Origin of the sequence: Corynebacterium halotolerans, assembly GCF_050107895.1 — a bacterium.
Taxonomy (GTDB): domain Bacteria; phylum Actinomycetota; class Actinomycetes; order Mycobacteriales; family Mycobacteriaceae; genus Corynebacterium; species Corynebacterium halotolerans_B.
The window spans coordinates 1-22,862 of record NZ_JBNILW010000014.1; the positions used below are offsets into that span (position 1 = coordinate 1).

General features: G+C 67.1%; 20 protein-coding genes. 9 read left to right on the forward strand and 11 right to left on the reverse strand.

Going from position 1 to position 22,862, the window contains the following annotated elements:
• Positions 1-82: 82 nt before the first annotated feature.
• The gene (locus tag ACQCVD_RS12585) at positions 83-829 is read right to left on the reverse strand and encodes an alpha/beta fold hydrolase (RefSeq protein WP_426824112.1); all 747 of its coding nucleotides are present in this window, start codon (positions 827-829) and stop codon (positions 83-85) included.
• 40 nt (positions 830-869) lie between these two features.
• A complete protein-coding gene (locus ACQCVD_RS12590) occupies positions 870-1,487 on the reverse strand; it encodes an AAA family ATPase (RefSeq protein WP_426824113.1) in 618 nt (205 codons plus the stop codon).
• 226 nt (positions 1,488-1,713) lie between these two features.
• On the opposite strand from ACQCVD_RS12590, the gene ACQCVD_RS12595 reads away from it, so the two are divergent.
• Positions 1,714-2,316 carry a CGNR zinc finger domain-containing protein gene (locus tag ACQCVD_RS12595; protein WP_426824114.1) on the forward strand — a complete coding sequence of 201 codons (603 nt, stop codon included), beginning with the start codon at positions 1,714-1,716 and terminating at the stop codon, positions 2,314-2,316.
• 308 nt (positions 2,317-2,624) lie between these two features.
• Positions 2,625-3,851: an NAD(P)/FAD-dependent oxidoreductase gene (locus ACQCVD_RS12600; protein WP_426824115.1), complete on the forward strand. Its 1,227-nt coding sequence runs from the start codon at positions 2,625-2,627 to the stop codon at positions 3,849-3,851.
• Between the two features lie 150 nt (positions 3,852-4,001).
• Here ACQCVD_RS12600 and ACQCVD_RS12605 read toward each other — a convergent pair whose 3' ends face one another.
• Complete coding sequence (locus ACQCVD_RS12605) at positions 4,002-4,703, reverse strand: alpha/beta fold hydrolase (RefSeq protein ID WP_426824116.1); 702 nt, start codon at positions 4,701-4,703, stop codon at positions 4,002-4,004.
• Positions 4,704-4,875: 172 nt separating this feature from the next.
• Between ACQCVD_RS12605 and ACQCVD_RS12610 the strand changes: the two genes are divergently transcribed.
• Positions 4,876-5,748, forward strand: a complete 873-nt coding sequence (locus ACQCVD_RS12610; RefSeq protein ID WP_426824117.1) for an SDR family oxidoreductase — start codon at positions 4,876-4,878, stop codon at positions 5,746-5,748.
• Positions 5,749-5,846: 98 nt separating this feature from the next.
• Here ACQCVD_RS12610 and ACQCVD_RS12615 read toward each other — a convergent pair whose 3' ends face one another.
• Positions 5,847-7,436, reverse strand: a complete 1,590-nt coding sequence (locus tag ACQCVD_RS12615; protein WP_426824118.1) for a 4-hydroxyphenylacetate 3-hydroxylase N-terminal domain-containing protein — start codon at positions 7,434-7,436, stop codon at positions 5,847-5,849.
• 57 nt (positions 7,437-7,493) lie between these two features.
• A complete protein-coding gene (locus tag ACQCVD_RS12620; protein WP_426824119.1) occupies positions 7,494-8,066 on the reverse strand; it encodes a flavin reductase family protein in 573 nt (190 codons plus the stop codon).
• A 448-nt stretch (positions 8,067-8,514) separates the two neighbouring features.
• On the opposite strand from ACQCVD_RS12620, the gene ACQCVD_RS12625 reads away from it, so the two are divergent.
• The 3 genes from ACQCVD_RS12625 (at position 8,515) to ACQCVD_RS12635 (ending at position 12,636) form a co-directional block, all read left to right on the forward strand.
• Positions 8,515-10,848 (forward strand): ATP-binding protein, encoded by a 2,334-nt coding sequence (locus tag ACQCVD_RS12625; RefSeq protein WP_426824120.1) that lies wholly within the window; start codon positions 8,515-8,517, stop codon positions 10,846-10,848.
• An 88-nt stretch (positions 10,849-10,936) separates the two neighbouring features.
• Positions 10,937-11,827 (forward strand): aldo/keto reductase, encoded by an 891-nt coding sequence (locus ACQCVD_RS12630; RefSeq protein WP_426824121.1) that lies wholly within the window; start codon positions 10,937-10,939, stop codon positions 11,825-11,827.
• 32 nt (positions 11,828-11,859) lie between these two features.
• On the forward strand, positions 11,860-12,636 hold the full coding sequence (locus ACQCVD_RS12635; RefSeq protein ID WP_426824122.1) for a CPBP family intramembrane glutamic endopeptidase: 777 nt from the start codon (positions 11,860-11,862) through the stop codon (positions 12,634-12,636).
• 4 nt (positions 12,637-12,640) lie between these two features.
• On the opposite strand, the gene ACQCVD_RS12640 is transcribed toward ACQCVD_RS12635, so the two are convergent.
• Together ACQCVD_RS12640 and ACQCVD_RS12645 are read right to left on the reverse strand one after the other, a co-directional pair.
• On the reverse strand, positions 12,641-13,411 hold the full coding sequence (locus tag ACQCVD_RS12640; RefSeq protein ID WP_426824123.1) for an SDR family oxidoreductase: 771 nt from the start codon (positions 13,409-13,411) through the stop codon (positions 12,641-12,643).
• A gap of 12 nt (positions 13,412-13,423) precedes the next feature.
• Positions 13,424-14,446, reverse strand: coding sequence for a zinc-dependent alcohol dehydrogenase family protein (locus ACQCVD_RS12645; protein ID WP_426824124.1), 1,023 nt, complete (start codon positions 14,444-14,446; stop codon positions 13,424-13,426).
• Positions 14,447-14,581: 135 nt separating this feature from the next.
• Between ACQCVD_RS12645 and ACQCVD_RS12650 the strand changes: the two genes are divergently transcribed.
• Positions 14,582-15,472: a helix-turn-helix transcriptional regulator gene (locus ACQCVD_RS12650; protein WP_426824125.1), complete on the forward strand. Its 891-nt coding sequence runs from the start codon at positions 14,582-14,584 to the stop codon at positions 15,470-15,472.
• Between the two features lie 124 nt (positions 15,473-15,596).
• Here ACQCVD_RS12650 and ACQCVD_RS12655 read toward each other — a convergent pair whose 3' ends face one another.
• Both ACQCVD_RS12655 and ACQCVD_RS12660 read right to left on the reverse strand, forming a co-directional pair.
• A complete protein-coding gene (locus tag ACQCVD_RS12655) occupies positions 15,597-16,355 on the reverse strand; it encodes an amidohydrolase family protein (RefSeq protein WP_426824202.1) in 759 nt (252 codons plus the stop codon).
• Positions 16,356-16,570: 215 nt separating this feature from the next.
• Complete coding sequence (locus ACQCVD_RS12660; RefSeq protein WP_426824126.1) at positions 16,571-18,115, reverse strand: CitMHS family transporter; 1,545 nt, start codon at positions 18,113-18,115, stop codon at positions 16,571-16,573.
• A 192-nt stretch (positions 18,116-18,307) separates the two neighbouring features.
• Between ACQCVD_RS12660 and ACQCVD_RS12665 the strand changes: the two genes are divergently transcribed.
• Both ACQCVD_RS12665 and ACQCVD_RS12670 read left to right on the forward strand, forming a co-directional pair.
• Positions 18,308-19,936: an ATP-binding protein gene (locus ACQCVD_RS12665; protein WP_426824127.1), complete on the forward strand. Its 1,629-nt coding sequence runs from the start codon at positions 18,308-18,310 to the stop codon at positions 19,934-19,936.
• The gene (locus tag ACQCVD_RS12670) at positions 19,936-20,595 is read left to right on the forward strand and encodes a response regulator (protein ID WP_426824128.1); all 660 of its coding nucleotides are present in this window, start codon (positions 19,936-19,938) and stop codon (positions 20,593-20,595) included. The genes ACQCVD_RS12665 and ACQCVD_RS12670 overlap by 1 nt, the downstream gene beginning before the upstream one ends.
• A 366-nt stretch (positions 20,596-20,961) precedes the next feature.
• Here the strand turns inward: ACQCVD_RS12670 and ACQCVD_RS12675 are convergent, their stop codons facing one another.
• Together ACQCVD_RS12675 and ACQCVD_RS12680 are read right to left on the reverse strand one after the other, a co-directional pair.
• Positions 20,962-21,522, reverse strand: coding sequence for a hypothetical protein (locus tag ACQCVD_RS12675; protein ID WP_426824129.1), 561 nt, complete (start codon positions 21,520-21,522; stop codon positions 20,962-20,964).
• Positions 21,523-22,017: 495 nt separating this feature from the next.
• Positions 22,018-22,671: an IclR family transcriptional regulator gene (locus ACQCVD_RS12680; protein ID WP_426824130.1), complete on the reverse strand. Its 654-nt coding sequence runs from the start codon at positions 22,669-22,671 to the stop codon at positions 22,018-22,020.
• Between the last annotated feature and the right edge of the window lie 191 nt (positions 22,672-22,862).

Below are 22,862 nucleotides of genomic sequence, written 5' to 3' on the forward strand. Positions count from 1 at the left end.
CGGCAGGCACGAGTGCTCCTGAGTGGTGTACGTTTTCTTGGTCGAATCCGTATCTACCAGGCCTCGTGCCTGCTCTTGTTCACTACCCCACCGTGGCCCCCTGTATCTTCCTATCCGCGCAATCTCTAAGGTCCACCACGTCCAACGGTCGCTCCAGCATCGGCCAGTGGCCGCTCGCCAGGGGCACGGTGCGCCAGTTCGGGGCGTCGGCCTCCTGTAATGCAGCGGGGACATCTTCCTTCCGCGCCGTCACGTACACACCGTTTTGAACAACCACCGGCTGCTTCAGCACAGCCGGATCGAGCACGGTGCGTCCCGGATGTGGTACGAATCTTTCAAGCAGGTACCTCCGCTCTCCCGAGGCCAGGCCCGTTTCAAAATCAAGAGCCGCCGCCGGGGGAGGCGCCCACTGGTAACCGGCTGCAACGATCCCGGACCGTTCCGCCGCTCGCTCACCCTCTGTTGCACCGAAGCCATCGATGAGGCTGTGCCCTTCGCTGGGCAGAAAGCTGCCGAAATGAATGGAGCAGGCGACCTTCTCCCGCAGCTGGTCGGCGACCTGGGCCACGATCATGCCGGAGTAGGAGTGACCGACCAGTACCACGGAGTCGGCACCGGTCTCAGTCAGATGCGTCAGAACCTGGTCCACATGATCCTGCAGGCGCACCGTGCCGCGCCGCTCCGCGAGGGTGCCCGCTTCCAGCCCGGCGAGGGTGAGCGTCGCGGCGTCGACACCGTGTTTCCGGAGCCGCGCCACCGTGGGTTCCCAGATCCAGCCACCCATCCAGGCGCCGGGGACCAGCAGCACATGCGGGGAACGGGGGCTCATGGTGCTCATCCTAGGGTGGGGCAGCCCGAATTTTGTGTTTTCAGCGCGCGGATCCCGGAGACAGGTCCGTAGCCGGTCCGGTCAGCCATCGCCGGACCTCCCGGGGTGTCCGCAGTTCGATGATGCTCAGGTGGGGAAACTCCCGGGACACGGCGGGCATGCGCTCGATCCATTTACCGTGGGTGCGCATTCCCCAGCGCAGGATGTTCTCCTCCGGATTGGTGAAGAAGGTGTACAGCGGGGGTTCGACATTGCCGTGCCACAGCCGTTCGCGGAGGATCTGGCGTTTCAGCGTGCGTCGCAGTAGGCGTTGGAATGCCATGGGGCGGGAGAAGTTCAACCAGATGAGCGTGTTCGCCCGCTCGCCCAGCACGGTCTTCATGCCCTTGCTCCAGTAGGCCCATTCAGTGATCCACTCGTCCCCGGCCGCCAACTCCCGGGCCTCCGCCGCGAAGGTGGGGCGCGGGGTCCAGTGGGGGCCGTGGTGCAGGGCGTCGAGTTCGGTGTGCGGAATGTTCCACAATGCGGCGAGGCGCCGGGCCAGCGTGGTTTTGCCCACGCCGGAGGTCCCGGCGATGAGCACGCGCCGGGGCGGGTGCGGCAGCGGATCCATGTGGGAGAGCACCAAGGAAGAATACCGCGCGAGCTTGGGATCCACCGGAACTTTTGTCCTTCAACGTCGGTCACCGTCAGCGGTGATGACGCTGGCAGTACCGTGCGCACGTTCCGAATCGGGATCGATGCGGCCCGGCGAAGAACTCCGGACATGCTGAGCTGCTCGGCGATCACGCTCCCGCAATTTTCTACGGAATATTCTTGCTTTCAACATGGAATCGATTGCGAGATGGCTATCATGGAAAAAATTAGCTGATAGCATGAGGGTCATGTCGAATATCCCTCTTCCCGCTGCCCCGGGGGCTAAGGAGCACGTCAGCCTCGCATTGGTCAACAGTGCCGTCCATCTGCCGGGCGATAAACTAGCCGATGATCTTCGCAGCCCGGAGCAGGCCACCGCCTGGCTCATCGCGCGGGGACTGGTACCCGAGGACACTGCCCTGCTGAGCTACTGCCAGAGCCAGCTGACGGGGTTGCGGCGGGAGCTGCGGACGGTGTTTCAGGCGCAGGTGGATGGGGAACGCCCGGACTCCGTGGCGCTGGACGCCATCAACCGGGCGTTGACCAGGGCTCCGAGCGCCCGCCTACTGCGGCACACCCCAAGTCAAGGATTCCACCGGGTGATGGAGGATCCGGTGACCCAGCTGGTCGAACACGCCATGGCGATCATCGCCGAGGACGCCGCCGACCTGCTCAGCGGTGAGGACGCTGGGCGGCTCACCCGCTGTGGCGCCGCCCCCTGTGACCGTTTCCTGATCCGGACCCATGCACGGCGGCACTGGTGCTCGACCCGTTGCGGCGACCGCGTGCGGGCCGCCCGGGCCTATGCCCGTAAACAGGAGAAGCGCCAGGAAGGCGTGGCGGCGGAGTAGCCGGGGCGTCAATAAGCGCACGAGTTTCCAGGGGGTGGAACGCCCGGAGACACCTGCCACCGGGCCGGGGCGGAAAACCTGATGTTCCACGTGAACCACTGCAGGAACTTAATGACACACGTGGAGGGCGCGCCGGGCACGATCGTCACGGATTATCACCAGGGGGAGTTGAGCACCCAGGCTCCGGAGGAGTGTGCCGCGGCCTGCGGGGATGTACGGGCAGTAGGCGCTTTTGCGAATCCCGCGCAAAATCACACCAGATCCCCGATACTGAGTTCGGAACAACATTCCGTGTCCTAGGAGGGTTAATGAAGAACGTGATCGTCGTCGGCGCCGGGATGGTGGGACTGGCCACCGCCTGGCATCTGCAGGAACGCGGCTATGAGGTGACCGTGCTCGATCGCGAGGGCGTGGCCGCCGGATCCTCCTGGGGCAATGCGGGCTGGCTGGCCCCGGCGAAGACCATTCCGCTGTCCGATCCCAGCCTGTGGTCCTACGGCCCGAAGGCGGTGTTCGATCCGGACGCGGCGCTATCCATGCCCATCCGTTTCGATCCGAAACTGTGGATGTTCCTGGCCCGCTTCATGGCGCAGGCCACCCAGCGGGCGTGGGACACGACGATGGCCAATCTCACCCCGATCGATCAGGTGGCGCTCGAGGCCTTCGATGAGCTCGAACTGGGTGGGGTGAAGGCGCAGTCCTTCAAGCGTCCCTTCGTCATCGGTTTCGAGGAGGAGTCCCAGTCCAAGGGCTTCCAGAAGGAGATCGCGGGCGTGATCCGGCACGGGCAGGAGGCCCCGCTGGAGCGCCTGGACAACCCCCGCGAACTGGCGCCGATGCTCTCCGACGAGGTGAAGGTGGCCTTCCGCCTGGAGGGCCAGCGCTTCATCGAGCCGGGCCCCTACGTGGAGGCGATTGCACAGGCCGTGGTGGAGCGCGGCGGAAAGATCATTGCCGACGCCGAGGTCGGCAGCGTGACCGCACAGGGTGACCACCCGGCGGTGATCCTGGCCAACGGCCACCGTATCGAGGCGGACAAGATCGTCATCGCCACCGGTGCCTGGCTCAGCCGCCTCGCCCGTGACCTCGGGGTGCGCACCCTGGTGCAGGCCGGCCGCGGCTATTCCTTCTCCGTGGCCACGGAGGAACCCGCCGAGCACGCGCTTTATCTGCCACACCACCGCATGGCATGCACCCCGTACCAGGGCCGGTTCCGCATCGCCGGGACCATGGAGTTCCGCCGTCCCGATGAGCCGCTGTACCCGCGCCGGATCGAATCCATCGTGAACCTGTCGCGCCACCTCATGCAGGGCGTGGACCTGGACAACCGCCAGGACGAGTGGGTGGGTTCGCGTCCGGTCACGCCGGACGGCATGCCGCTGGTGGGCCAGACGAAGGCGGAGAACATCTACGTCGCCGGCGGCCACGGCATGTGGGGCGTGGTGCTGGGGCCGGCCACCGGCAAGTACCTGGCACAGCTGATGGACACCGGTGAAACCCACGAGGCGATCAAGCCGTTTGATCCGTTGCGTTAGGAAACACGGGTACTGGGTGGGTGATGTGTGGGATACGGCGCGTGGAACCCTGGGTGCGCCAAATCCCACCATCTGGCGGTGCTCGAGGAGTGGTGACCTGGAAAAACACAAGTTTCAGGTGGAGTGGCCTGTGGAATGCGGGGCGTTGGGTTAGTTGAGGTTCCCGGTCAGTTCCCGCCAGTAGGCGTCGAGCTTCGCGGCGACCTCCACCGGATGGCCGAGCATGGGGCAGTGATCTCCGGGTACCACATCGGGTTCGATGCCCAGCCGCTCCCAGGCGATTCGCCGCATGAACTCCAGGGGAAAGAAGTTGTCATCCCGGGAGAGCAGGACCCTGGTCGGGATGTCCGGCCAGGCCGGAAGCGGCCACGGCTGCTCGTAGACGATCGGGGACTCACCGTGTTCGTGGCTGAGCATTTCCTCGGCCAACTCCGGCGGGGTGTCGTGCAGCATCAGTTCAACCGTGTCCATCGAGGAATCCGGGTCCCGCCCGGCGGCTTCCGCATGCTGCCGCTGCGCCTTGTCATGGCCGGTGTTTCCCCACCACTGGGCCGGTGACTCCCCCGGTGCCGGGATCTGGGCCTGGAGCATCACCAGTAGGGCGGCGTGGGTCCGTTCGGCCACGATCGGGGCGGTGAAACCACCGTAGGAGTGGGCCACCACAATGACGTCGCGACGCCCGGCCACCGCAGTGACCACGGCGTCCGCGTAAGCGGACAGATCCGCGGTGTCATCGTCATTCGGAAGATCGACGGCGACGACGTCGTGTCCCAGGCGTTCGAGCGCGCCGGTCAGCGGACGCCAACAGGTGGAGTCGGCGCCACCGCCGTGGATCAGTGCGAAGGTGGCCATCTGCGGAACCTCGGAGTCTATTGTGGGCTGCCCGGAAACTGCGGGGCGGACGATCCTGCCCTTATTGTGGCACCTCTCCGGAGCGAGCGGAAGGCTATTAAAACGGTCGCTGCCAGGTTTCCTGTTCCGTCGTAGCCTGGGTGGCAACCGCAGCAGCTGGAGGGGAGAGTCCATGCCCACCGTCCTCGTCGCCGGAGCCACCGGATACCTCGGCCGCTACCTCGTCGCGGAACTGAAACAACGCGGCCACACCGTCCGCGCCATCGCCCGGAACCGGGCGCGGGCCGAGCGCGAGGGCGCGTGGGGCTCTCCGGCGTTGGCCGGGCTCGTGGATGAGTGGGCCATCGGGCAGGTGACTGACACCGAGTTCACCGCCGACGTCGCCAGGGGCGCGCAGCACATCATCTCCGCACTGGGCGTGACAAGGCAAAAAGCTGATCCCTGGGAGATCGACAACCTGGGCAACCTGCATGTCCTGAACTCCGCGCTGGCACACGGGGCCGGGTCCTTCACCTACGTCAACGTCCTGGGCGGGGCAGAGAACCCGGCGCGGCTCACCCGGGCCAAGACCACCTTCGCGCAGACGCTGCAGGCCGCCCCGATCCGTTCCCGGGTGATCAACCCCTCCGGATACTTCTCCGACATGATGGAGATCCTCGGCCTGGCGCGCCGGGGCGTGGTGCCCGTTTTCCACCCCGACGGAAAGATCACTCCCATCCATGGCGCGGACCTGGCGGAGTTCTGCGTGGACCGCCTCGAGGAGGCCACCGCGGGAACCTGGGACGTCGGTGGGCCGGACACTTACACGTGGCGGGAACTAGCACAGACCGCCTTCGCAGCCCTCGGGAAGCGCCCCCGCGTGCCCACCGTGCCGCCGGCGGTGGTGACCCCGCTGCTGCGGGTGCTGGGTTTGTTCACCCCACGGCTGGCGGATACCGCGCGCTTCGCCATGTGGGGGATGCTCCACGAGTATGACGCCCCGGCCTTCGGCACGCATCACCTGGCAGGCTTCTACGCGGAGCAGGTGCGACGCACCGCGCGGTGAGGTCCGCGGCGGATCCGGCCGGCGCGACGTCGGCAGGTAAATGACAAAAAGCACCGCCGCTTCCCGGTGCCGGAAAGCGGCGGTGCCGAAGGGGGAACCTACCGGTTCTTGTTCAGGTAGATGTTCACGTCATCGCTGTTGAACAGGTCCGGGACGGTCCAGCCATCCAGGTCGTACTCGGCCATGCAGTCCTCGACCATGCCGTTCATGGTGGCGGTGGTGCCGTTGTTCATGGCGTTCATGAGCATCTCGATGCGCACGTTCTCGTGGTTGCCGGAGTAGTTGCGCTCATAGAGTTCGTGGCGGCCACCGAACTCCGTGCCGATGGCGTCCCACAGCAGCTTCATCAGCTTCACGCGGTCCACGGCCTCCACGCCGTTGGAGCCGCGGACGTACTTGTCCAGGTAGGGGCGGATCTCGGCGTTCTTGAAGTCCAGTGCGCCGGAGGGCAGGTAGATCAGGCCGGAGGCCACGTCCTGCTCGATGATCTCCTTGACGCGCGGATAGCCCTGGGCCATGAACATGCGGTAGGCCAGCCCGTAGTCCATCTTCGGCAGTACGGAGCCGTTCGGGCCCTCGTCGGGGTTGAGCATCATGGCGTCCGCCAGCGCCCAGAACATGTTGCGCCAGCCGATGACCTCGCCGGCGCGTGCCTGGACCCCGCGGAAGTCCTGGGTGCCGGCGATCTCCAGGGCCTTGAGGAGGAGCCCCGCGATGAAGTCGAGTTTCACGGCCAGGCGGATGCAGCCCTGGTAGGTGAAGCGCTGGATGAAGCCGGTCTTGGGCATGAATCCGTTGATCTGGTCCGGGTCCCCGTAGGCGAAGATGTTCTCCCAGGGCACGAGCACCTTGTCGAAGATGAACACGGCGTCGTTCTCGTCCATCCGCGAGGACAGCGGGTAGTCGAAGGGCGTGCCGGTCACGGCGGCGTTCTGCGAGTAGGAGGCGCGGGAGATCAGCTTGATGCCGGGCTGATCCATCGGCACGGTGCAGATCAGTGCGTACTCGGGCTTCTTGATCGGCAGGCCGTAGTGGGAGATGAAGTTGAAGTTGGTGATCGCGGAGCCGGTGGCCACCACCTTTGCGCCGGAGACGATGACACCGTTGTCGGTCTCCTTCTCCACCTTCATGAACACGTCCTTGACCTGGTCCGGCGGCAGGTGGCGGTCCACCGGCGGGTTGATGATCGCGTGGTTCCAGTAGAGCACCTTCTCCTGGGACTCCTTGTACCAGCGCTGGGCGTTTTCCTGGTAGGGGGAGTAGAACTCCGGCATGGATCCCAGCGTGCCCAGGAAGGCCGCCTTGTAGTCCGGGGAGCGGCCGAACCAGCCATAGCTCATCCGGGCCCAGTGCTCGATCGCCTTGCGGGATTCGCGCAGGTCATCCACGGACTTGGGCACCTTGAAGAAGGGGTGGGTCTTGCCGCCCGAGCCGGTGTCGGTGTCCGTGAGCAGAGTGTCGGCGTTGGCCGGATCATGCAGGGCGTCGTACATGCGGGCCACCATGCGCACGGAGTTGCGGAAGGCCGGGTGGGTGGTCACGTCGTGGACCCGCTCGCCGTGCAGGTAGACCTCGCGGCCGTCGCGCAGGGACTCGATGTACTCGTCACCGGTCATCGGCATCTTCGGGTTGGCTGGGGTGGTGCGGGCGGACATGTCGCTCATCTGGACGTTCTCGGTGGTGGTCATGGTGTTCCTCTCCTTGGGAAAATGGGTGAATGACAAGAATCGGGAAGTGCCGGAAGGTCAGAAGGACCGGAAGTCGGTGGAGCCCTCGAACCAGCCGAAGGCGAGTGCGTCGCCGGAGGCCTCCCAGGGGCTGCCTTCGCAGTAGGGGCCGAGTTCGCGGAACTTGCCCCTGGAAAAGAGCAGCGGGTTGGCGTCGGAGAGCTCGAGGGCGGTGACCTCGCCGATGACGATGATGTGGTCACCGCCGTCGTAGGTGCGCCACGGCTTGCATTCGATGGTGGCGGCATTGCCGCAGAGCACCGGCACGCCCTCATCGGAGCGCCACCGCGGCGGATCCTTCATCGGCTTGCCGGCGAAGTTCAGGCACACGTCCAGCTGGTCCTCCGCCATGATGTTGATGGCGAAGGGCTGGTCCTCCAGGTACTGGGAGGCCCGGTTGCCGCGGATCAGGGTGACCTGGGCCAGCGGGGGATCCAGGGACACGGCGGTGAAGGCGTTGACGGTGGCACCGTGCGGGGTGCCGTCCGGAGTCCGGACGGTGACCACGGTGACGCCGGTGGCGAAGGAACCGAAGGCGTTGCGTAGTTCGCGGGGATCGATGGTTGTTGTGGTGTCCGGTGCTTCAGTCATTGTTTGACCTCCAGATGGCCGGTGAGGTGTCCACGGTGAGGGGTTCATCGCTTCGTGGGCAGGTCGCTGGGCGGACAAGCCCGGGAATTCAGTGGCGGGGTACCTGCCGGGTATGGGCCGGGCTGGCCCGGGCCTGGGATGTGGTCATGTCCTTGAACTTCCTTGCCTTCCTCGTTGTGTTGTGGCTTACAATCTAAAAGTCAATGAGGTGCAGCACATGGGTGAAACTGCCCCAAGCGTTACCCCTTATGGGCAGCACCTCGGCTGAGCAGGTACTCCTCCGGTTACCCGGGTAAGCGGGGTAGCCCTGGTAGCCCTGGTAGCCAGCACCCGGATAGCTACCTCTGGGCGGACAGTTCCCGCCAGATGCGGGAACCTGGACTGTCCAGGGGGTTTCGTAGGTGCTGGTGATAACCGCAAGCCCCTGAAGGAGAGAAAGGACCACACTGTGACCAGGCACATCGGGACGGTGAACCGCGGGACCATGCTGGGTAGGGCGGCGGTGACCAGCTTTGTGGGCCGACGCAGGGAATTGACCGACGCCAAAGCGCGGATGGTGGAGTCCCGGCTGGTCACCCTCACGGGGCCGGGCGGAGTGGGTAAGACCCGGCTGGCTGTGGAGTTGGCGGAGCGGGCCCGGAAGACCTTCGCGGACGGCGTCCACCTGGTGGGCCTCGACAGCCTGGAAAGCAGTGACCGGGTGGCGTCCCTGGTGGCTGACGTCCTCCAGATCCCCGACCAGTCCAACCGGCTGGCGCTTGACCGCGTGGTCGATTTCGTGGCGGACAAGGAGATCCTGCTCGTCCTGGACAATTGCGAACATGTCCTCCAGGCCGCGGCTGAGTTGGTCGACGCCGTGTTGGCCGAGTCCCCCAGGTGCCGGGTGCTGGCGACCAGCCGGGAACCGCTGGGACTGACGGGGGAACACGTCTGTGTGGTTCCGCCCCTGTCTGTTCCGCCGCTGGCAGGCTCCGCGGCCGGCACACCGGAGAACATCGAGGACTTCGAGGCGGTGACGATGCTGGTCGACCGGGCCCGTCACATCGTCCCGGATTTCTCCGTCACCCCGCAGAACCGGGAGGTCATCGCTCAGGTGTGCGCCCGGTTGGACGGGATTCCCCTGGCTATTGAGCTGGCGGCCACGCGCCTGCGCACCCTGTCCCCGGACCAGTTGCTGGAGCGCCTGGACCACCGTTTTCAGCTGCTCAACCGCGGCGACCGCGCCATGCTGCCCCGGCAGCAGACACTGGCGGCGCTCATCGACTGGAGCTACGAGCTGTGTTCTTCGGACGAGCAGCTGCTGTGGCGGCGACTGTCGATCTTTCCCGGGGCTTTCGATCTGGCTGCCGCGGAAGCCATCTGCGGCTGCGCGGAACTGGCGGAGGCGGAGATCTTCGATCTGCTGGATCAACTGGTGGCCAAATCCATCGTGCTCACCGAACGCGAAGGGGACCAGATCCGCTACCACATGCTGATGACCATCCGGGAGTACGGGGCGCGGCTGCTCACCGATGAGGTGGAGCTGCTCCGGCTGCGCCGCAACCACCGGGATCTCTACCTCCGCCGCGTGGTCGCCCGCGCCGATGAGTGGTGTGGTCCGGGGCAGGCCGTGGCCCTGGCGGACACCCGCAGTGAACGGCCGAACCTCATGGTGGCCATGGACTGGTCGCTGAACACCCCCGGCGAACATGACGCCGCCGCCCAGATGGCCGCCAAACTGCGCTATTTCTGGGTCTCGGGCAGCTTTCTCAGCAACGGCCGCCAGACCCTCGAGCGGATTCTGCGGGAAGGCGAACTCTCCGACCTGGAACGGGGCCACGCATCCTGGGCGATCAGCTGGGTCTGCCTGATCCAGGGTGACCATGACGCCGCCGCCGAGCATCTCAAGGTGGCTGACCGCATCGCGGAGCAACTGGGCGACGCCGAGATGAAGGCTCAGCACCAGCACTGGAAGGGGCTCCACCAGCTGTTCACCGGGGACCTGTCGGGCGCCATCGGGCTCTACCGCGAGGCGGTGGCCGCCCATGAACGCGACGGACGGACGGCTGACCAGCTGCTCGCGATGTTCCAGCTGGTCATGGCGATGGCCTTCCACGGGGAATCCGCGGCTGGGCTCGAGGTGGCCCGGGAGGCCGCGGAGCTCGCGGTGCAACACGGGGAACGGTGGAATCTGTCGTTCATCTGGTGGATTACCGGGGTGTGCCACTGGCACCTGGGGGACTATGCGGCAGCGAAGCAGGCGGCGCTGGCGGCACTGGAGATCCAGCACGATTTCCACGACATCCTCTGCATCGCCCACAGCATTGAGGTGCTGGCCTGGGTCGCGGTCTCCACCGGGGAGTACCGGCGCGGCTGGGAACTGGCCACGGCCGCCGACTCGGTCTGGCGGGGCCTGGGAACCTCCCTGTGCGCCTTCGGTCCGCACATCGCCGTCACCTCCTCGGGTTCGGTGGACACCTGCCGGGAAAAGCTGGGGCTGGAGGCCGACGCGATGCCGGCGCTGCGGGAGATCCTCAGCGTCCCCGACGCCATCGCGGTGGCGCTGGGTACCGCCCCCAAGGGGAGGAAGGTCGCCCGGGTCGAGGGCAACCCCCTGACCAACCGGGAGATGGAGGTCGCCGAGCTGGTGTCGCAGGGGCTGACCAACCGGCAGATCGCCGAGAAGTTCGTGCTCTCCCGCCGGACCGTGGATGGCCATGTGGAACGGATCTTCACCAAGCTGGACTTCACCTCCCGCGCGCAGCTCGCCGGCTGGGTGGAGAACCTGCGGCAAGCCGCGTAGCCCGCTACGCGACGCCGCACCCACGGCGTCGCCACGTAAATGACAAAAAGCACCGCCCACCCGGCGGGAGCCGCGTACCTTGGGCGGCATGACGGCACCACTGCTTGACCTGAACAACGGCGTCCAGGTGCCCGCCCTGGGCTACGGCGTCTACCAGACCGATCCGGCAGATACCGCCGCGGCGGTGGCTGAGGCGCTGCGGGTGGGCTACCGGCACATCGACACCGCCGCGGCCTATGAGAACGAGCGTGAGGTCGGGGAGGGGATCCGGGCGTCCGGGGTGGACCGCAGCGAGATCTTCCTGGAGACGAAGGTGTGGATCAGCGACTACGGCTTTGACGAGACTCTGCACGCCTTCGACAAGGCCACCGGCAAGCTCGGCGTGGAGGAACTGGACCTGCTGCTGCTTCACCAGCCGCTGACCAGTGACTTCGACGCCACCATCAACGCCTACCGGGCGCTGGAGCAGCTCTACTCGGACGGGAAGGCGCGCGCGATCGGCGTCAGCAACTTCACGCCCGATCAGCTCAGCCGACTCATGGCGGACACCGAGGTCACCCCGGCCGTCAACCAGATCGAGCTGCACCCCTACTTCCGCCAGGCTGAATCACAGGAATTCCACCGCCGGCACGGGATCCTGACCCAGGCCTGGTCACCCCTCGGCGGCATCACCTTCTACGGCGGCGGGCAGAGCGATCTGCCCAGCACCCTCGACGATCCGGTCCTCGGCGGGATCGCGGCAGCACATGACAGGACTCCCGCCCAGGTGATGCTGCGCTGGCACCTCCAGCAGGGGCGCTCGGCGATCCCGAAGTCCGTCCACCCGTCCCGGATCGCGGAGAACTTCGCGGTCTTCGACTTCCAGCTCAGCGACGCTGAACTCGCTGCCATCGACGCCCTGGACACCGGTGTCCGCAGCGGCCCGGAACCGGGCAGCATGACCCTGGAGAACGCCGGGAAGCCGATTCCAGAGGCATAGGGGGAGCAGGCGGAAGCCGTTATACTGCCCCCATGTTCACTCGGTACGGGTTCAACAACCGGGTGGTGCCACGGCTCCGCGCGGTTCTCCCGGGGCAGTTTCTCCGGGGCCAACGACGGCTCCGGGACGGCTCCACGGTGGCCGCGGTCGTTGCCGCGCTGCTCCTGCTCAACTTCACGGCCCACTTCACCCCGGCATCGTCCTGGTTCATCACCGTCCCCTTCGGCGCGGCCCTGCTGGTCTGCCTGGCCCGCGTGGCGGGGTTGAGCTGGCGGGATCTCGGGATCTCCCGGGCCACGCTGAAGAAGGGGCTGGGGTACGGGGCGGTGGCCGCCGGCGTGGTGGTGGCCGTGGGGATCGGCGTGGCCCTGCCGCTCACCCGGGAGTTCTTCCTCAATGAGGCCTACGCCTCCGCGCGCACCGCGCTGCTGGCCGCGCTGGTGATCATCCCGCTCAAGACGGTGCTGCCGGAGGAGCTGGTGTTCCGCGGCGTGCTGCACGGTTCCCTGCAACGGCTCGCGGGGATGAAGACCGTGTTCATCGGTGGTTCCCTGTTGTTCGGGCTCTGGCACGTGGCGTCCTCGCTGCACCTGACCGCCGGCAACGCCGGACTGTCCGGGGTGCTGGGCACCGGCACGCTCGGCCAGTGGCTCGGCATCGGGTTGGCGGTCGGGGCCACCTCCTGCGCCGGGGCGGTGTTCACCTGGCTGCGGCACCGCTCGAACTCGGTGCTCGCCCCCATCGGGCTGCACTGGGCGTTGAACACCGTCGGTGCCCTGGCTGCCGCGGCGGCCTTCCAGCTGGGATGAGCGACTAGCTGATTCCCACGGTCTGCCCGCCGTCGACCACCAGGGCGTGGCCGATGGTGAAGCCCCCGAGGTCGGAGCACAACCAGAGCACCGCGGACGCGATCTCCTCGGGCGTACCCATGCGGCCGACGGGTTCCTGCGCGATGACCCGGGTGCGTCCTTCCGGGGTGCCACCGGAGAAACGGCCCATCATCGGGGTCTCGATGATGCCGGGGCAGACAGCGTTGATGCGGATGCCCCGATCCGCATAGTCCAGCGCAGCGGACCTGGTCAGCCCGATCACGCCGTGCTTGGCGGCGGCGTAGGTGGCCTGTCCCTTGATGCCGATGACCCCGGCGCCGGAGGAGAGGTTGACGATCGCCCCGCCCTGCTCGGCCATGGCGGGGATCTCGTGCTTCATGGACAGGAACACCCCGCGCAGGTCCACACCCATGATGCGGTCGAAGTCCGCCACGGTGGTTTCGTGCAGGGACGTGGGCGGCTGCTCGACGCCGGCGTTGTTGACGGCGAAGTTCAGCGGCCCGAGTTCCTGAGTGGCGGCGGCGACGGCGGCGGCGACCTCGGCCTCGTCAGCGACGTCGCAGGTGACGGTGTACGCTCGCCGGCCGGTGGCCTCGACGAGTCCGGCGGTCTCGCGCAGGGAGTGCTCGCTGCGGTCGGCCAGGGCGACGTCGGTACCGTGCTGTGCGAAGGCCAGGGCGATGGCGCGGCCGATGCCGGCCCCCGCCCCGGTGATGAAGGCGACCTTGTCGGCGAAGGAATCTGTGGTGAACATGGTTTTTCCTTTCTAGGGGGTGAGCAGGACCTTGACGGCCTCCCGCTGGTCCATCGCCGCGTATCCCTCAGCGGCACGGTCCAGCGGCAGGGTCAGATCGAAGACCTTGCCCGGATTGATGTCCCGGTCCCAGATCAGCTGGATGAGTTCGGGTAGGAAACGGCGCACCGGGGCCGGGCCGCCGTGCAGGTGCACCAGGCCGAAGAAGAGCTCACCACCGGGCAGCTCGACGTCGTGGGAGACCCCGACATAGCCCACGTGACCACCGGGTCGGGTGGAGTGGATCGCCTGCATCATCGCTTCCTGGGTGCCCACGGCCTCGATCACGCTGTGGGCACCGAGCCCGTCAGTCAGCTCCCGGATCTTCGCCACCCCGGCGTCGCCGCGCTCGGTGACGATGTCGGTGGCGCCGAACTCGCGGGCGAGCTGCTGGCGGGGTTCATGCCGGCTCATGGCGATGATCTTCTCCGCACCCATCTGCTTCGCGGCGAGCACGCTCATCAGCCCCACGGCACCGTCACCGACGACCGCGACGGTCTTGCCGGGGCCCACTTCGGCGGCGTCGGCGGCGAACCAGCCGGTGCCCAGGACGTCGGAGGCCGCCAGCAGGGAGGGGATCAGATCCTCGTCCGGCATGCCCGGCGTGGCCACCAGGGTGCCGTCGGCGTAGGGGATGCGGGCGTACTCGGCCTGGGTGCCGATCTGACTGTCCACGAAGATGCCGTTGACGCAGCGGGACTGGTAGCCGGCCTCGCAGATCGGGCAGGTGTTGTCCGAGATGACGAAGGAGCCGACGACGAAATCATCCGGCTGCACGGTGGTGACCTCATCGCCGGTCTCCTCGACGACGCCCACGTACTCGTGTCCCATCAGCTGCCTGTCCGGGGCGTCCGCACCGCGGTAGGGCCACAGGTCCGAACCGCACACACAAGCCGCGACAATCTTGATCACCGCATCCGTGGGCTCCTGGATCCGCGGATCCTCGCGTTCCTCCACCCGGACGTCGCCGGGGCCGTGCATGACTACTCCACGCATGGTCGTGCTCTCCTTTGTGCATCGGTGCTGTTCGCACCTCATCGTTGCACGGCGGATCCGCGGCGGGGAGGCCTTGTTGATGGGGGCACTGGCAGGGACTCCTTCGCCGGGGGTGACCGGCCTTAAGCTGGTGCCATGGACAATCGAGCCGAGGTCCGCGAATTCCTGACCACCCGCCGGGAGAAGATCACCCCGGAACAGGTCGGACTGCCCGCTGGCACCAACCGGCGGGTCAAGGGCCTGCGCCGCAGCGAGGTGGCCACCCTCGCCGGCGTGAGCGTGGAGTATTACACCCGGATCGAACGCGGTGCGATCAGCGGTGTTTCCCCGGAGGTGCTGGACAGTCTGGCCCGGGCGCTGCGTCTGGATGACGCCGAACGCGCCCACCTGTTCGATCTCGCCCATGCGGCCAGCCCGGTCGCGCGGCCGCTGCGGCGCCGCACCACGAAAACGTGGGCCCCGCACCAGAGCCTGCAGTGGGCGTTGGACGCCGTGACCGCCGGACCCGCCTTCGTGCGCAACGGGCGGATGGACCTGCTGGCGGTCAACCAGCTGGCACGGGCCTTCTACACGGAGCTCTACGACATGCCCGGGCAGCCGCCGAATATCGCCCGCCACCTCTTCCTGGATGACCGGGCCCGGGAGTTCTACCCGGACTGGGAGACCATGGCCGAGGTCACTGTGGCGATTCTGCGCACCGAAGCCGCCCGCGATCCGCACAACAAGGAGCTGCATGACCTGATCGGGGAGCTGTCCACCCGCAGCGGGGAGTTCCGCGAACGCTGGGGCGCGCACAACGTCCGCCACCACGGCACCGGGTTCAAGACCTTCCGGCACCCCGTGGTCGGGGAAATGACGTTGGCCTACGAGGGCCTGAACATGGAGGCCGAGCCCGGGCTGACCTGGACCATCTACACGGCCGAACCAGGGTCGGACGCCGCGGAGCGCATGCAGCTGTTGGCGTCCTGGGCGGCCACGGAGTTCGGTGAGACAGACCCCTGCCGGTCCACCTCGGAGCGGGCCTGAGCACGGGGTCTGGTTACGGGGTCGGATTGTCGCCCGGCCCGCCATTTCGCGGTCTGGAATTCTTGCTTCCCGGCCCAGGGCCCCGGGAGCCGGGCCATCCGGAGCGCCAACTGAAACGGCGGACCTAACCCTGGGGTTCCCCGAGGTAGAACCGAGCCGCATTGCCCCAGAACACGGCGTCAGCGTGCTCCGGCCCCACGGTATCGGCGATCAGGTCCAGGTCAGCGTCCACAAAAGGACGTTTCGCCCGTGTGGAGGGCAGGTCCGTGCCCACCATCAGCGCGCCGGGATCCACCGCCATGATCTGTCTGATGGCCTCGGCAGGATCCAGGTCGATGCGGCCGAAGCCGGTGGCCTTCACCTTCACTCCCGTCTCGACGAGCCGCAGCAGTTCCGGGAGTCCGTCGCGGTGCAGCCCGAGGTGGTCGATACTGACGGCGGGGAGAGTGCGGAGGGTGTCGTGCAGCTCGCCCAGCTCCCGGGCATCCACGTAGAGCTCGGTGTGCCAGCCGGCCACCTCGTGCACGCGGTGGGCGAGCCGCTCCAGATCCGCCAGTCCGGCGGAACCACCGCGGCGCAGATTGAAGCGCACCGCCCTGACGCCGACCCGGTCCAGTTCGCGGATCCGCACATCGGTGGTGTCGGCGGGGATCTGGGTGACGCCGACGAATCCGGGCCCCAACGCCTGCAGGGCGTCAACCAGGTAGCCCTGGTCAAAGGCCTGGAAGGAACCGGAGACCACCGCGCCGCCACGGATGCCGAGTCCCTCGGTGCGCTGCCGGTAATCAGCCGCGGTGAAGGCGGCGGGGAGGTAACCGTTATTTTCCACCAGGGGGTGGGCGGGATCGATGATGTGGAGGTGGGAGTCGAAGATCTGGGGCATGGCGGAGCTTTCCGGTTCGGTCGGGGGTGGGGGTGTCACGGTGTCCCCATTGTCCGTGATTCCGGAGCCACCGGGCCATCGGGCATGCTGGACGCCTCCGGGAACCGGCACCACCGCCTACCGGGGCGTCGGCAAGCGGCATATGAAAACGGTCGCCGGGACGCCGCAGTTTCTGCGGCGCCCCGGCGAACCGGTGGGGGTCAGGGCAGTGGGGCTCAGGCCGCCAGCGGGATCACGCCGACGAGGATGCCGACGACCAGCATGACCACGGAGACGATGGCGGCACGCCAGAGGACCTTCTTGTGGTGGTCGCCCAGGCTGACCTTGGCCAGGGAGACCAGCAGCAGGATGGCCGGAACCAGCGGGGACTGCATGTGGACCGGCTGGCCGGTGATGGAGGCCCGGGCCATCTCCACGGGCTCGATACCGAAGTGGGAGGCGCTTTCCGCCAGCACCGGCAGGATGCCGAAGTAGAAGGCGTCATTGGACATGAAGAAGGTCATCGGGATGGACAGCAGTCCGGTGATCACGGCCAGGAAGGGACCCATGGAGGTCGGGATGACCGAGGTGATCCAGGCGGCCATCGCGTCGACCATGCCGGTGCCGTCGAAGACGCCGACCAGCACGCCGGCGGCCAACACCATGGAGACCACGCCGACGATCGAGGAGGAGTGGGCCAGCATCTCGTTGGCCTGGTCCTTGACCTTCGGGAAGTTCACGGCCAGGGCCAGGCCGGTGCCGCCCATGAACACGAAGGCCAGCGGCACGATGTTGATGACCAGCAGCACCATCACGACCAGGGTGAGCACCAGGTTGAACCAGATCAGCTTCGGGCGCAGGGTCGCACGGTGCGGATCGAGCATGGTGTCGGTCAGGCCGTCGTGCTCCAGCTCGGCCTCGTTGGACAGGGAGACGTGGGTGTTCCCGGCCTCGGCCGCGCGGTCGTCGACCAGCACGCCGCCACCCGGGGTGGGCTCATCGGAGTTGCCGCGCCGGCCCTTGGGCCCGGTGCCCGGATCGGAGCCGGCGCCACCGTCGGTGTCAGTGGAGTCGCCGCCGAAGCGGGAGGTGTCCAGGGTGCCACCCAGTCGCTTGCGCTCGGCCAGGCCGAGGAACCAGGCGAAGGCGAAGACCACGACGACGCCGACGGCCAGGGAGGGCAGCATAGGGACGAAGATGTCGGTGGGGTCCACGCCGAGCGCCGCGGCGGCACGTACCGTCGGGCCGCCCCAGGGGACGATGTTCATCGTGCCGTTGATCAGGCCGGCCACCACGGTGAGCACCACGGGGCTCATGCCCAGGCGCAGGTAGATCGGCAGCATCGCGGAGGTGGTGATGATGAAGGTGGTGGATCCGTCGCCGTCCAGCGAGACCACGCCGGCCAGGACCGCGGTGGCCACCACGACCTTCGCCGGGTCATTGCCCAGGGTGCGGGTGATCAGGCGGATCAGCGGATCGAAGAGCCCGACGTCGATCATGATGCCGAAGTACATGATCGCGAACATGAGCAGGGCAGCGGTCGGGGCCATGTCCTTGATGGCGTCCATGACCATGTCGCCGATGCCCAGGCCGGCCCCGGCGATGAGACCGAAGACGGTGGGAACCACGATCAGGGCGACCATCGGCGTGATCCGGCCGAGCATGATCAGCGTCATGAAGGTCAGGATCATGGCGAATCCCAGGATGACGAGTAGGCCGTCGGACAGCGTGTGACTCAGGGCGTAATCCGCGGCGAGCGTCACCACAGCGGGGGTGTTCATCGCGACTCCTTGGTCGGTAGATTATGAGTGGTCTGCGTACAGATCGGCAGTCTAGAGTGGCACAGGTCACCACTGGAAGAGTTCTGTGCGTTGCACAACCCAAGGGTCATTTACTCATTTCTGCGCGTTTAGTGCAGGAAGCATTTCCCAGGTGAACTGAACCGGGATAATCTGCTGGGAAAGAGGAGGGATATGCGGTTCACCACCCGTTTCGTGCTGCTGCAGCTGGCCACCGTCGCCGCTGTCCTGGCTGTGAGCACCGGGGTGTTCGTGATGCTGTCCATCGAACAGCTCAAGACGGAGACGGAGACTTCCGCGCTGTCGATCGCCCGCACCGTCGCCTCGGCCCCGGAGGTGCGCACCGCGGTGGCCGCGGAGACCTACCAGCAGGCAGACCCGGCCGCGGACATCCTCGCTGAGGGGCACCTGCAGGAGTTCGCACTCGCCGCCATGCACAACTCCGGCGCCCTGTTCGTGGTGATCACCGACGGCGACGGCATCCGGCTCGCGCACCCGGATCCGACCCGCCTCGACCGGGAGGTGAGCACCAGCTTCGATGCCGCCATGCGCGGCGAGGAGGTCATCGCCTGGGAGACCGGCACGCTCGGCGAGTCGGCCCGGGCCAAGGTGCCGATCTTCGCGCCGGCTACCGACGACCCCGTGGGTGAGGTCAGCGTTGGCTTCGAGCGCACCAGCGTCTTCGACGACCTGCCCCGGTCCCTCCTGGCCATCGCCGCCGCGGCCGGCCTGGCGCTGGTCATCGGCACCGCGGCCGCGCTCCTGCTGCGCCGCCGGTGGGAGCAGCTCACCCTGGGCGTGCAGCCGGAGGAACTGGTGGCCATGGTGCAGAACCAGGCGGCGGTGCTCGACGGGGTGGCCGACGGCGTGATCGCCCTGGATGACGACGGGGTGATCCGGGTGTCCAACAACGAGGCCGCCCGGATGCTGGGGGCTAAGGCGCTGACCGGCCGGTATCTCAGGGAGACCGGCCTGCCGGAGGAGGTGGCCGACGCCCTGCGACGGCACGAGTCCCGCGACGGCGTCACCGTGGGGGACCGGGTGCTCTACCTGGAGTCCCGGGCCGTCGACCGCGGGGGCCAGCACCTGGGCAGCGTGGTGATCGTCCGGGACCGCACGGACCTGGTGGCCCTGACCGAGCGGCTGGATTCCGTGCGCGCCATGACCTCCGCCCTGCGGGTGCAGCGCCACGAGTTCGCCAACCGGATGCACGTGGCCACCGGCCTGCTTGACGCCGGCCGTTACGGGGAGGCCGGGGACTTCCTGCGCATCATGCGCGACCGCGGCCCCGTGGATTACCCACTGGTCAACGGCGACCTGCTCGACGAGTCCTTCCTGCTGTCCTTCCTGGGGGCGAAGTCCCTGGAGGCGGCCGAACGCGGGGTGGAGCTGCGCATCGGGGAGGAGACGCTGGTCCTGGGCACCCTGGACGCGGTGGAGGACACCGCGACCATGCTGGGGAACCTGGTGGACAACGCCATCGCCGTGGCGGCGGTGGGGGAGAAGCCCCGCTTCGTGGAGGTCACGTTCATGGACGAGGGTGACACCCTGGTCCTGATGGTGGCCGACTCCGGTTCCGGGGTCGCCCCGGGCACGGATGTGTTCGCCGCGGAATCAGCGGAACAGGATACGGTGCACGGCCACGGCATCGGACTGAAACTCTCCCGGGAACTGGTCCGGCGCCGCGGTGGGGAACTGTGGCTCATCGATCCCGGTGGATCCGGGGCGGGTGCGGTGTTCGGCGTGCGGTTGCCGCATGCGATGGTTGCTGACGGAACTATTTTCTCGGAGGAGAAGAACTGATGGACAAGACGTGGCGGGTACTCGTGGTGGACGATGATTTCCGGGTCGCCGGCATCCACGCCGATATCGTCCGGGCCGCGCCCGGCTTCTCCGTGGTCGGCTCCGCCCGCACCCTCGCCGACGCCCGTCAGCAGATGGTGGAGGAGAAGCCGGACCTGCTGCTGGTGGACGTCTACCTGCCCGACGGCGACGGCATCGAGCTGGTGCGCACCAACGGCGTGGACGCCTTCGTGCTCAGCGCCGCCGACGAGGCCGCCACCGTGCGCCGTGCCATGCACGCCGGCGCCCTGGCCTACCTCATCAAACCCTTCCCGCAGCAGGCCCTGACCGAACGCCTGGACCGCTACGCCCGCTTCCGCCACGTACTCTCCGGCGCCCGCGGACTGCGCCAGGAGAAGATCGACCAGGCACTCGGCATCATGTTCGGCGGCGGCAGCCCCAAGCCCTCCTCGCGTTCCGCCACGGAACAGCTGCTTCTCGACGCCCTGGGCGAGGGCGAGCTCTCCGCCAGTGAGGCCGCGGAGATCGCCGGAGTTTCCCGGGCTACGGCCCAGCGCCGCCTGGCGGCCATGGCCAACCAGGGCGTGGTGGTCGTCCGGTTGCGGTACGGGCAGTCCGGACGCCCGGAACACCTGTATTCGAAGCTGGGGGCGCAGTAGGAGGGTGGGGTTCCACAGCGGGGATGGAGGGCCGGGATCGTCCTGATGTCATCTTCTGGCGGGGGTCGCATGGTGGCGCTGACCACCCGGGGGTACCGGTTCGACGAGTCCGCCTTGCGGCGGATGCGCAGAAAAGGTCGGGCCACGGTCACGGTGCGCTGACGCGAGAGGTGAAAGCTCAGGGCCCCCAACAGCGATAACCCGCTACTTCGCTGGTTTCCCCTTGCGGGGGCACCACCAAAGTAGCGGGCGCTGCGGCGTTTCGCCGGGGACCTCTGGGGTCGGTGTGCGTGTTGTTGCCCACCTGCCTGCCGGGGGTTCCCCTTTTTAGGTGCTCACACCATCACCACCTCCGGGGAAGTACCCCTAGCGGTTTGCGGCAATGATCTCCGCTGCCGGCGCCAGGTTGTAGGGCCCTGAGACCACGAGGTAGATGTGGTCGGCATCGCGGGAGACCGCGTAGCCGAGGCGGTCATTCTCCGCATCCTTGCCGGACAGCAGGTCCTCCAGGAGCGAGTCCATGCGCGGGACGTAGGCTGCGGCCTCGCCCAGGGTCAGGCGGGTGATCTCGGCCGCGTACTGCCCGTCCTCGGAGAACTCCCAGGTCAAGGTGTATCGACCCTGCTCGTACTGCAGCTCGCCGTCGGCGAGGCGGTCCGCGACATCCTCAGCGAAGGTGTTGAGCTCCTCGTCCTGCTTCAGTCCCTGCTTCTGCAGTGCCTTGGCGTAGGAGGCCTCGAACTTGCCCTCGAGGGAGTTGGCGGGATGGCGGCCCTCGAAGTCATCGTTCGCGCCGGTGTCGGAGGTGCTGCTGAGCGAGGAGCCGGAGAAGAAGTTGGAGGACTGGGCGGTGGCGATGCCGGCGGTGGAGACAGCCAGACCAGCTGCCAGGGACAGGGAAACAAGTGAACGTGTCAAGTTGGTCATGCCCACACGCTAAGTCAGGAGGATGATTTCCGCAGCAAAACATTATGGTAATATCAGTAAATCATCTGGATACTCTTATCTAGTTACGCCTCCCGGAGTGAAGTGAGGGAGCGAGGAACTGGTAAAACACCAGCTCAGTCCCGGCATCGAGTTTTCCTGTCGGGAGGGGCCACGTGTGCGTCCCGCCCTTCCCGGGCTTCCCGGCCGGGTGACCCCGTTAGGGTGTCCCTAAGTTGCTGGCAAGGGTTGGGGACCGCTTGCTGTCTGGACGTCTGGCTCAGTGATCGCTACGGCATCGTCGCCCACGGCGTGGACCAAGCGCCCCAACCCGGTCTCTGTGACCGTTGCTCTGGCGATGGTGCCGGTCGGCGGATGCCATCCCCGCCAGGCGCCCGCCACAGGCGGAAAAGTCGGCAGGATCATGACCCCGATTACGTGCTGAGCCGGCCTTCCTCCTGTGCTGGCCCACGCTGGTCCTGCCCCCAAGCCGTATCCTCAGCTGTGTTCCCGGGTCGTCAATTCAGCCGTGATCTTTTCCGCGGTTCGACGTACTGCCTCCCCGTGATCGCTGCCCACGGACTTTTTTGTCCGGTGCAGCGGGACGGCCACGCACACCACTCCGAGTATTCGCCCCTCGACCATGATCGGGGCACTGACCGAACCTACTCCCGGAGTGCGGTGTCCCTCGGATTCAAACCAACCGAATTTTTCCAGGCTCGCCGTGGCTTCGGGAGTTTGCGCGAGGACGCCGCCCGCGGAGCCGCTCGGCAGCGGCAGCCGGGACCCCACCGGGAGGGTGATCCTGAGTTCATGCGGGGCGTCGACGGACATCCGGCAGACGCGTTCGTTTCCGGACCTGACCCAGAGTTGCACGGACTCATTGGTCTCGGCGCTGAGCTCCCACAGTGGGGCATAACTGATCGGCTCCTGCTCGGGGCGGCCCATACGGGGTCCAGTCCCGAAGGAGGAGTCATCGAGCCGGACCAGAAAACCGGTCTCCACCATCGCCAATGCCAGGCGGTGGGTGGTGGACAGGGACAGCCCGGTCTCCCTGGCGATCTGGGAGGCCAGCTTGGCCTCGGTGTCCACGGAATCCAGAATTGCCGCCGCCCGTTCCAGGGTCCGGTTTGAGGGGGACTTTTCCTCCATGGCTACCTTTCCTCGAGCTGTCGCAACCGTGCTGTTGCGCAGTGTCCACTGTAGCCAGGCGGGAACCGGAGCCCCGGGCAGTGCTCCACCTCCACTACCGCTGTCTTCGATTGCTGAGGACCGGAAGATTTCAGGATCAACAGGTCTTCTTGTGTGTGTGGCCGTCTCCCAGTGCCGGAAAATGCTCTCGG

What these genes read in the sequence shown, in the direction of transcription:
- ACQCVD_RS12585 (WP_426824112.1), bottom strand. Translation starts at nt 829, where the DNA reads ATGAGCCCCCGTTCCCCGCATGTGCTGCTGGTCCCCGGCGCCTGGATG.
- ACQCVD_RS12595 (WP_426824114.1), top strand. Translation starts at nt 1,714, where the DNA reads ATGTCGAATATCCCTCTTCCCGCTGCCCCGGGGGCTAAGGAGCACGTC.
- ACQCVD_RS12600 (WP_426824115.1), top strand. Translation starts at nt 2,625, where the DNA reads ATGAAGAACGTGATCGTCGTCGGCGCCGGGATGGTGGGACTGGCCACC.
- ACQCVD_RS12605 (WP_426824116.1), bottom strand. Translation starts at nt 4,703, where the DNA reads ATGGCCACCTTCGCACTGATCCACGGCGGTGGCGCCGACTCCACCTGT.
- ACQCVD_RS12610 (WP_426824117.1), top strand. Translation starts at nt 4,876, where the DNA reads ATGCCCACCGTCCTCGTCGCCGGAGCCACCGGATACCTCGGCCGCTAC.
- ACQCVD_RS12615 (WP_426824118.1), bottom strand. Translation starts at nt 7,436, where the DNA reads ATGACCACCACCGAGAACGTCCAGATGAGCGACATGTCCGCCCGCACC.
- ACQCVD_RS12620 (WP_426824119.1), bottom strand. Translation starts at nt 8,066, where the DNA reads ATGACTGAAGCACCGGACACCACAACAACCATCGATCCCCGCGAACTA.
- ACQCVD_RS12630 (WP_426824121.1), top strand. Translation starts at nt 10,937, where the DNA reads ATGACGGCACCACTGCTTGACCTGAACAACGGCGTCCAGGTGCCCGCC.
- ACQCVD_RS12635 (WP_426824122.1), top strand. Translation starts at nt 11,860, where the DNA reads ATGTTCACTCGGTACGGGTTCAACAACCGGGTGGTGCCACGGCTCCGC.
- ACQCVD_RS12640 (WP_426824123.1), bottom strand. Translation starts at nt 13,411, where the DNA reads ATGTTCACCACAGATTCCTTCGCCGACAAGGTCGCCTTCATCACCGGG.
- ACQCVD_RS12645 (WP_426824124.1), bottom strand. Translation starts at nt 14,446, where the DNA reads ATGCGTGGAGTAGTCATGCACGGCCCCGGCGACGTCCGGGTGGAGGAA.
- ACQCVD_RS12650 (WP_426824125.1), top strand. Translation starts at nt 14,582, where the DNA reads ATGGACAATCGAGCCGAGGTCCGCGAATTCCTGACCACCCGCCGGGAG.
- ACQCVD_RS12655 (WP_426824202.1), bottom strand. Translation starts at nt 16,355, where the DNA reads ATGCCCCAGATCTTCGACTCCCACCTCCACATCATCGATCCCGCCCAC.
- ACQCVD_RS12660 (WP_426824126.1), bottom strand. Translation starts at nt 18,115, where the DNA reads ATGAACACCCCCGCTGTGGTGACGCTCGCCGCGGATTACGCCCTGAGT.
- ACQCVD_RS12665 (WP_426824127.1), top strand. Translation starts at nt 18,308, where the DNA reads ATGCGGTTCACCACCCGTTTCGTGCTGCTGCAGCTGGCCACCGTCGCC.
- ACQCVD_RS12670 (WP_426824128.1), top strand. Translation starts at nt 19,936, where the DNA reads ATGGACAAGACGTGGCGGGTACTCGTGGTGGACGATGATTTCCGGGTC.
- ACQCVD_RS12675 (WP_426824129.1), bottom strand. Translation starts at nt 21,522, where the DNA reads ATGACCAACTTGACACGTTCACTTGTTTCCCTGTCCCTGGCAGCTGGT.
- ACQCVD_RS12680 (WP_426824130.1), bottom strand. Translation starts at nt 22,671, where the DNA reads ATGGAGGAAAAGTCCCCCTCAAACCGGACCCTGGAACGGGCGGCGGCA.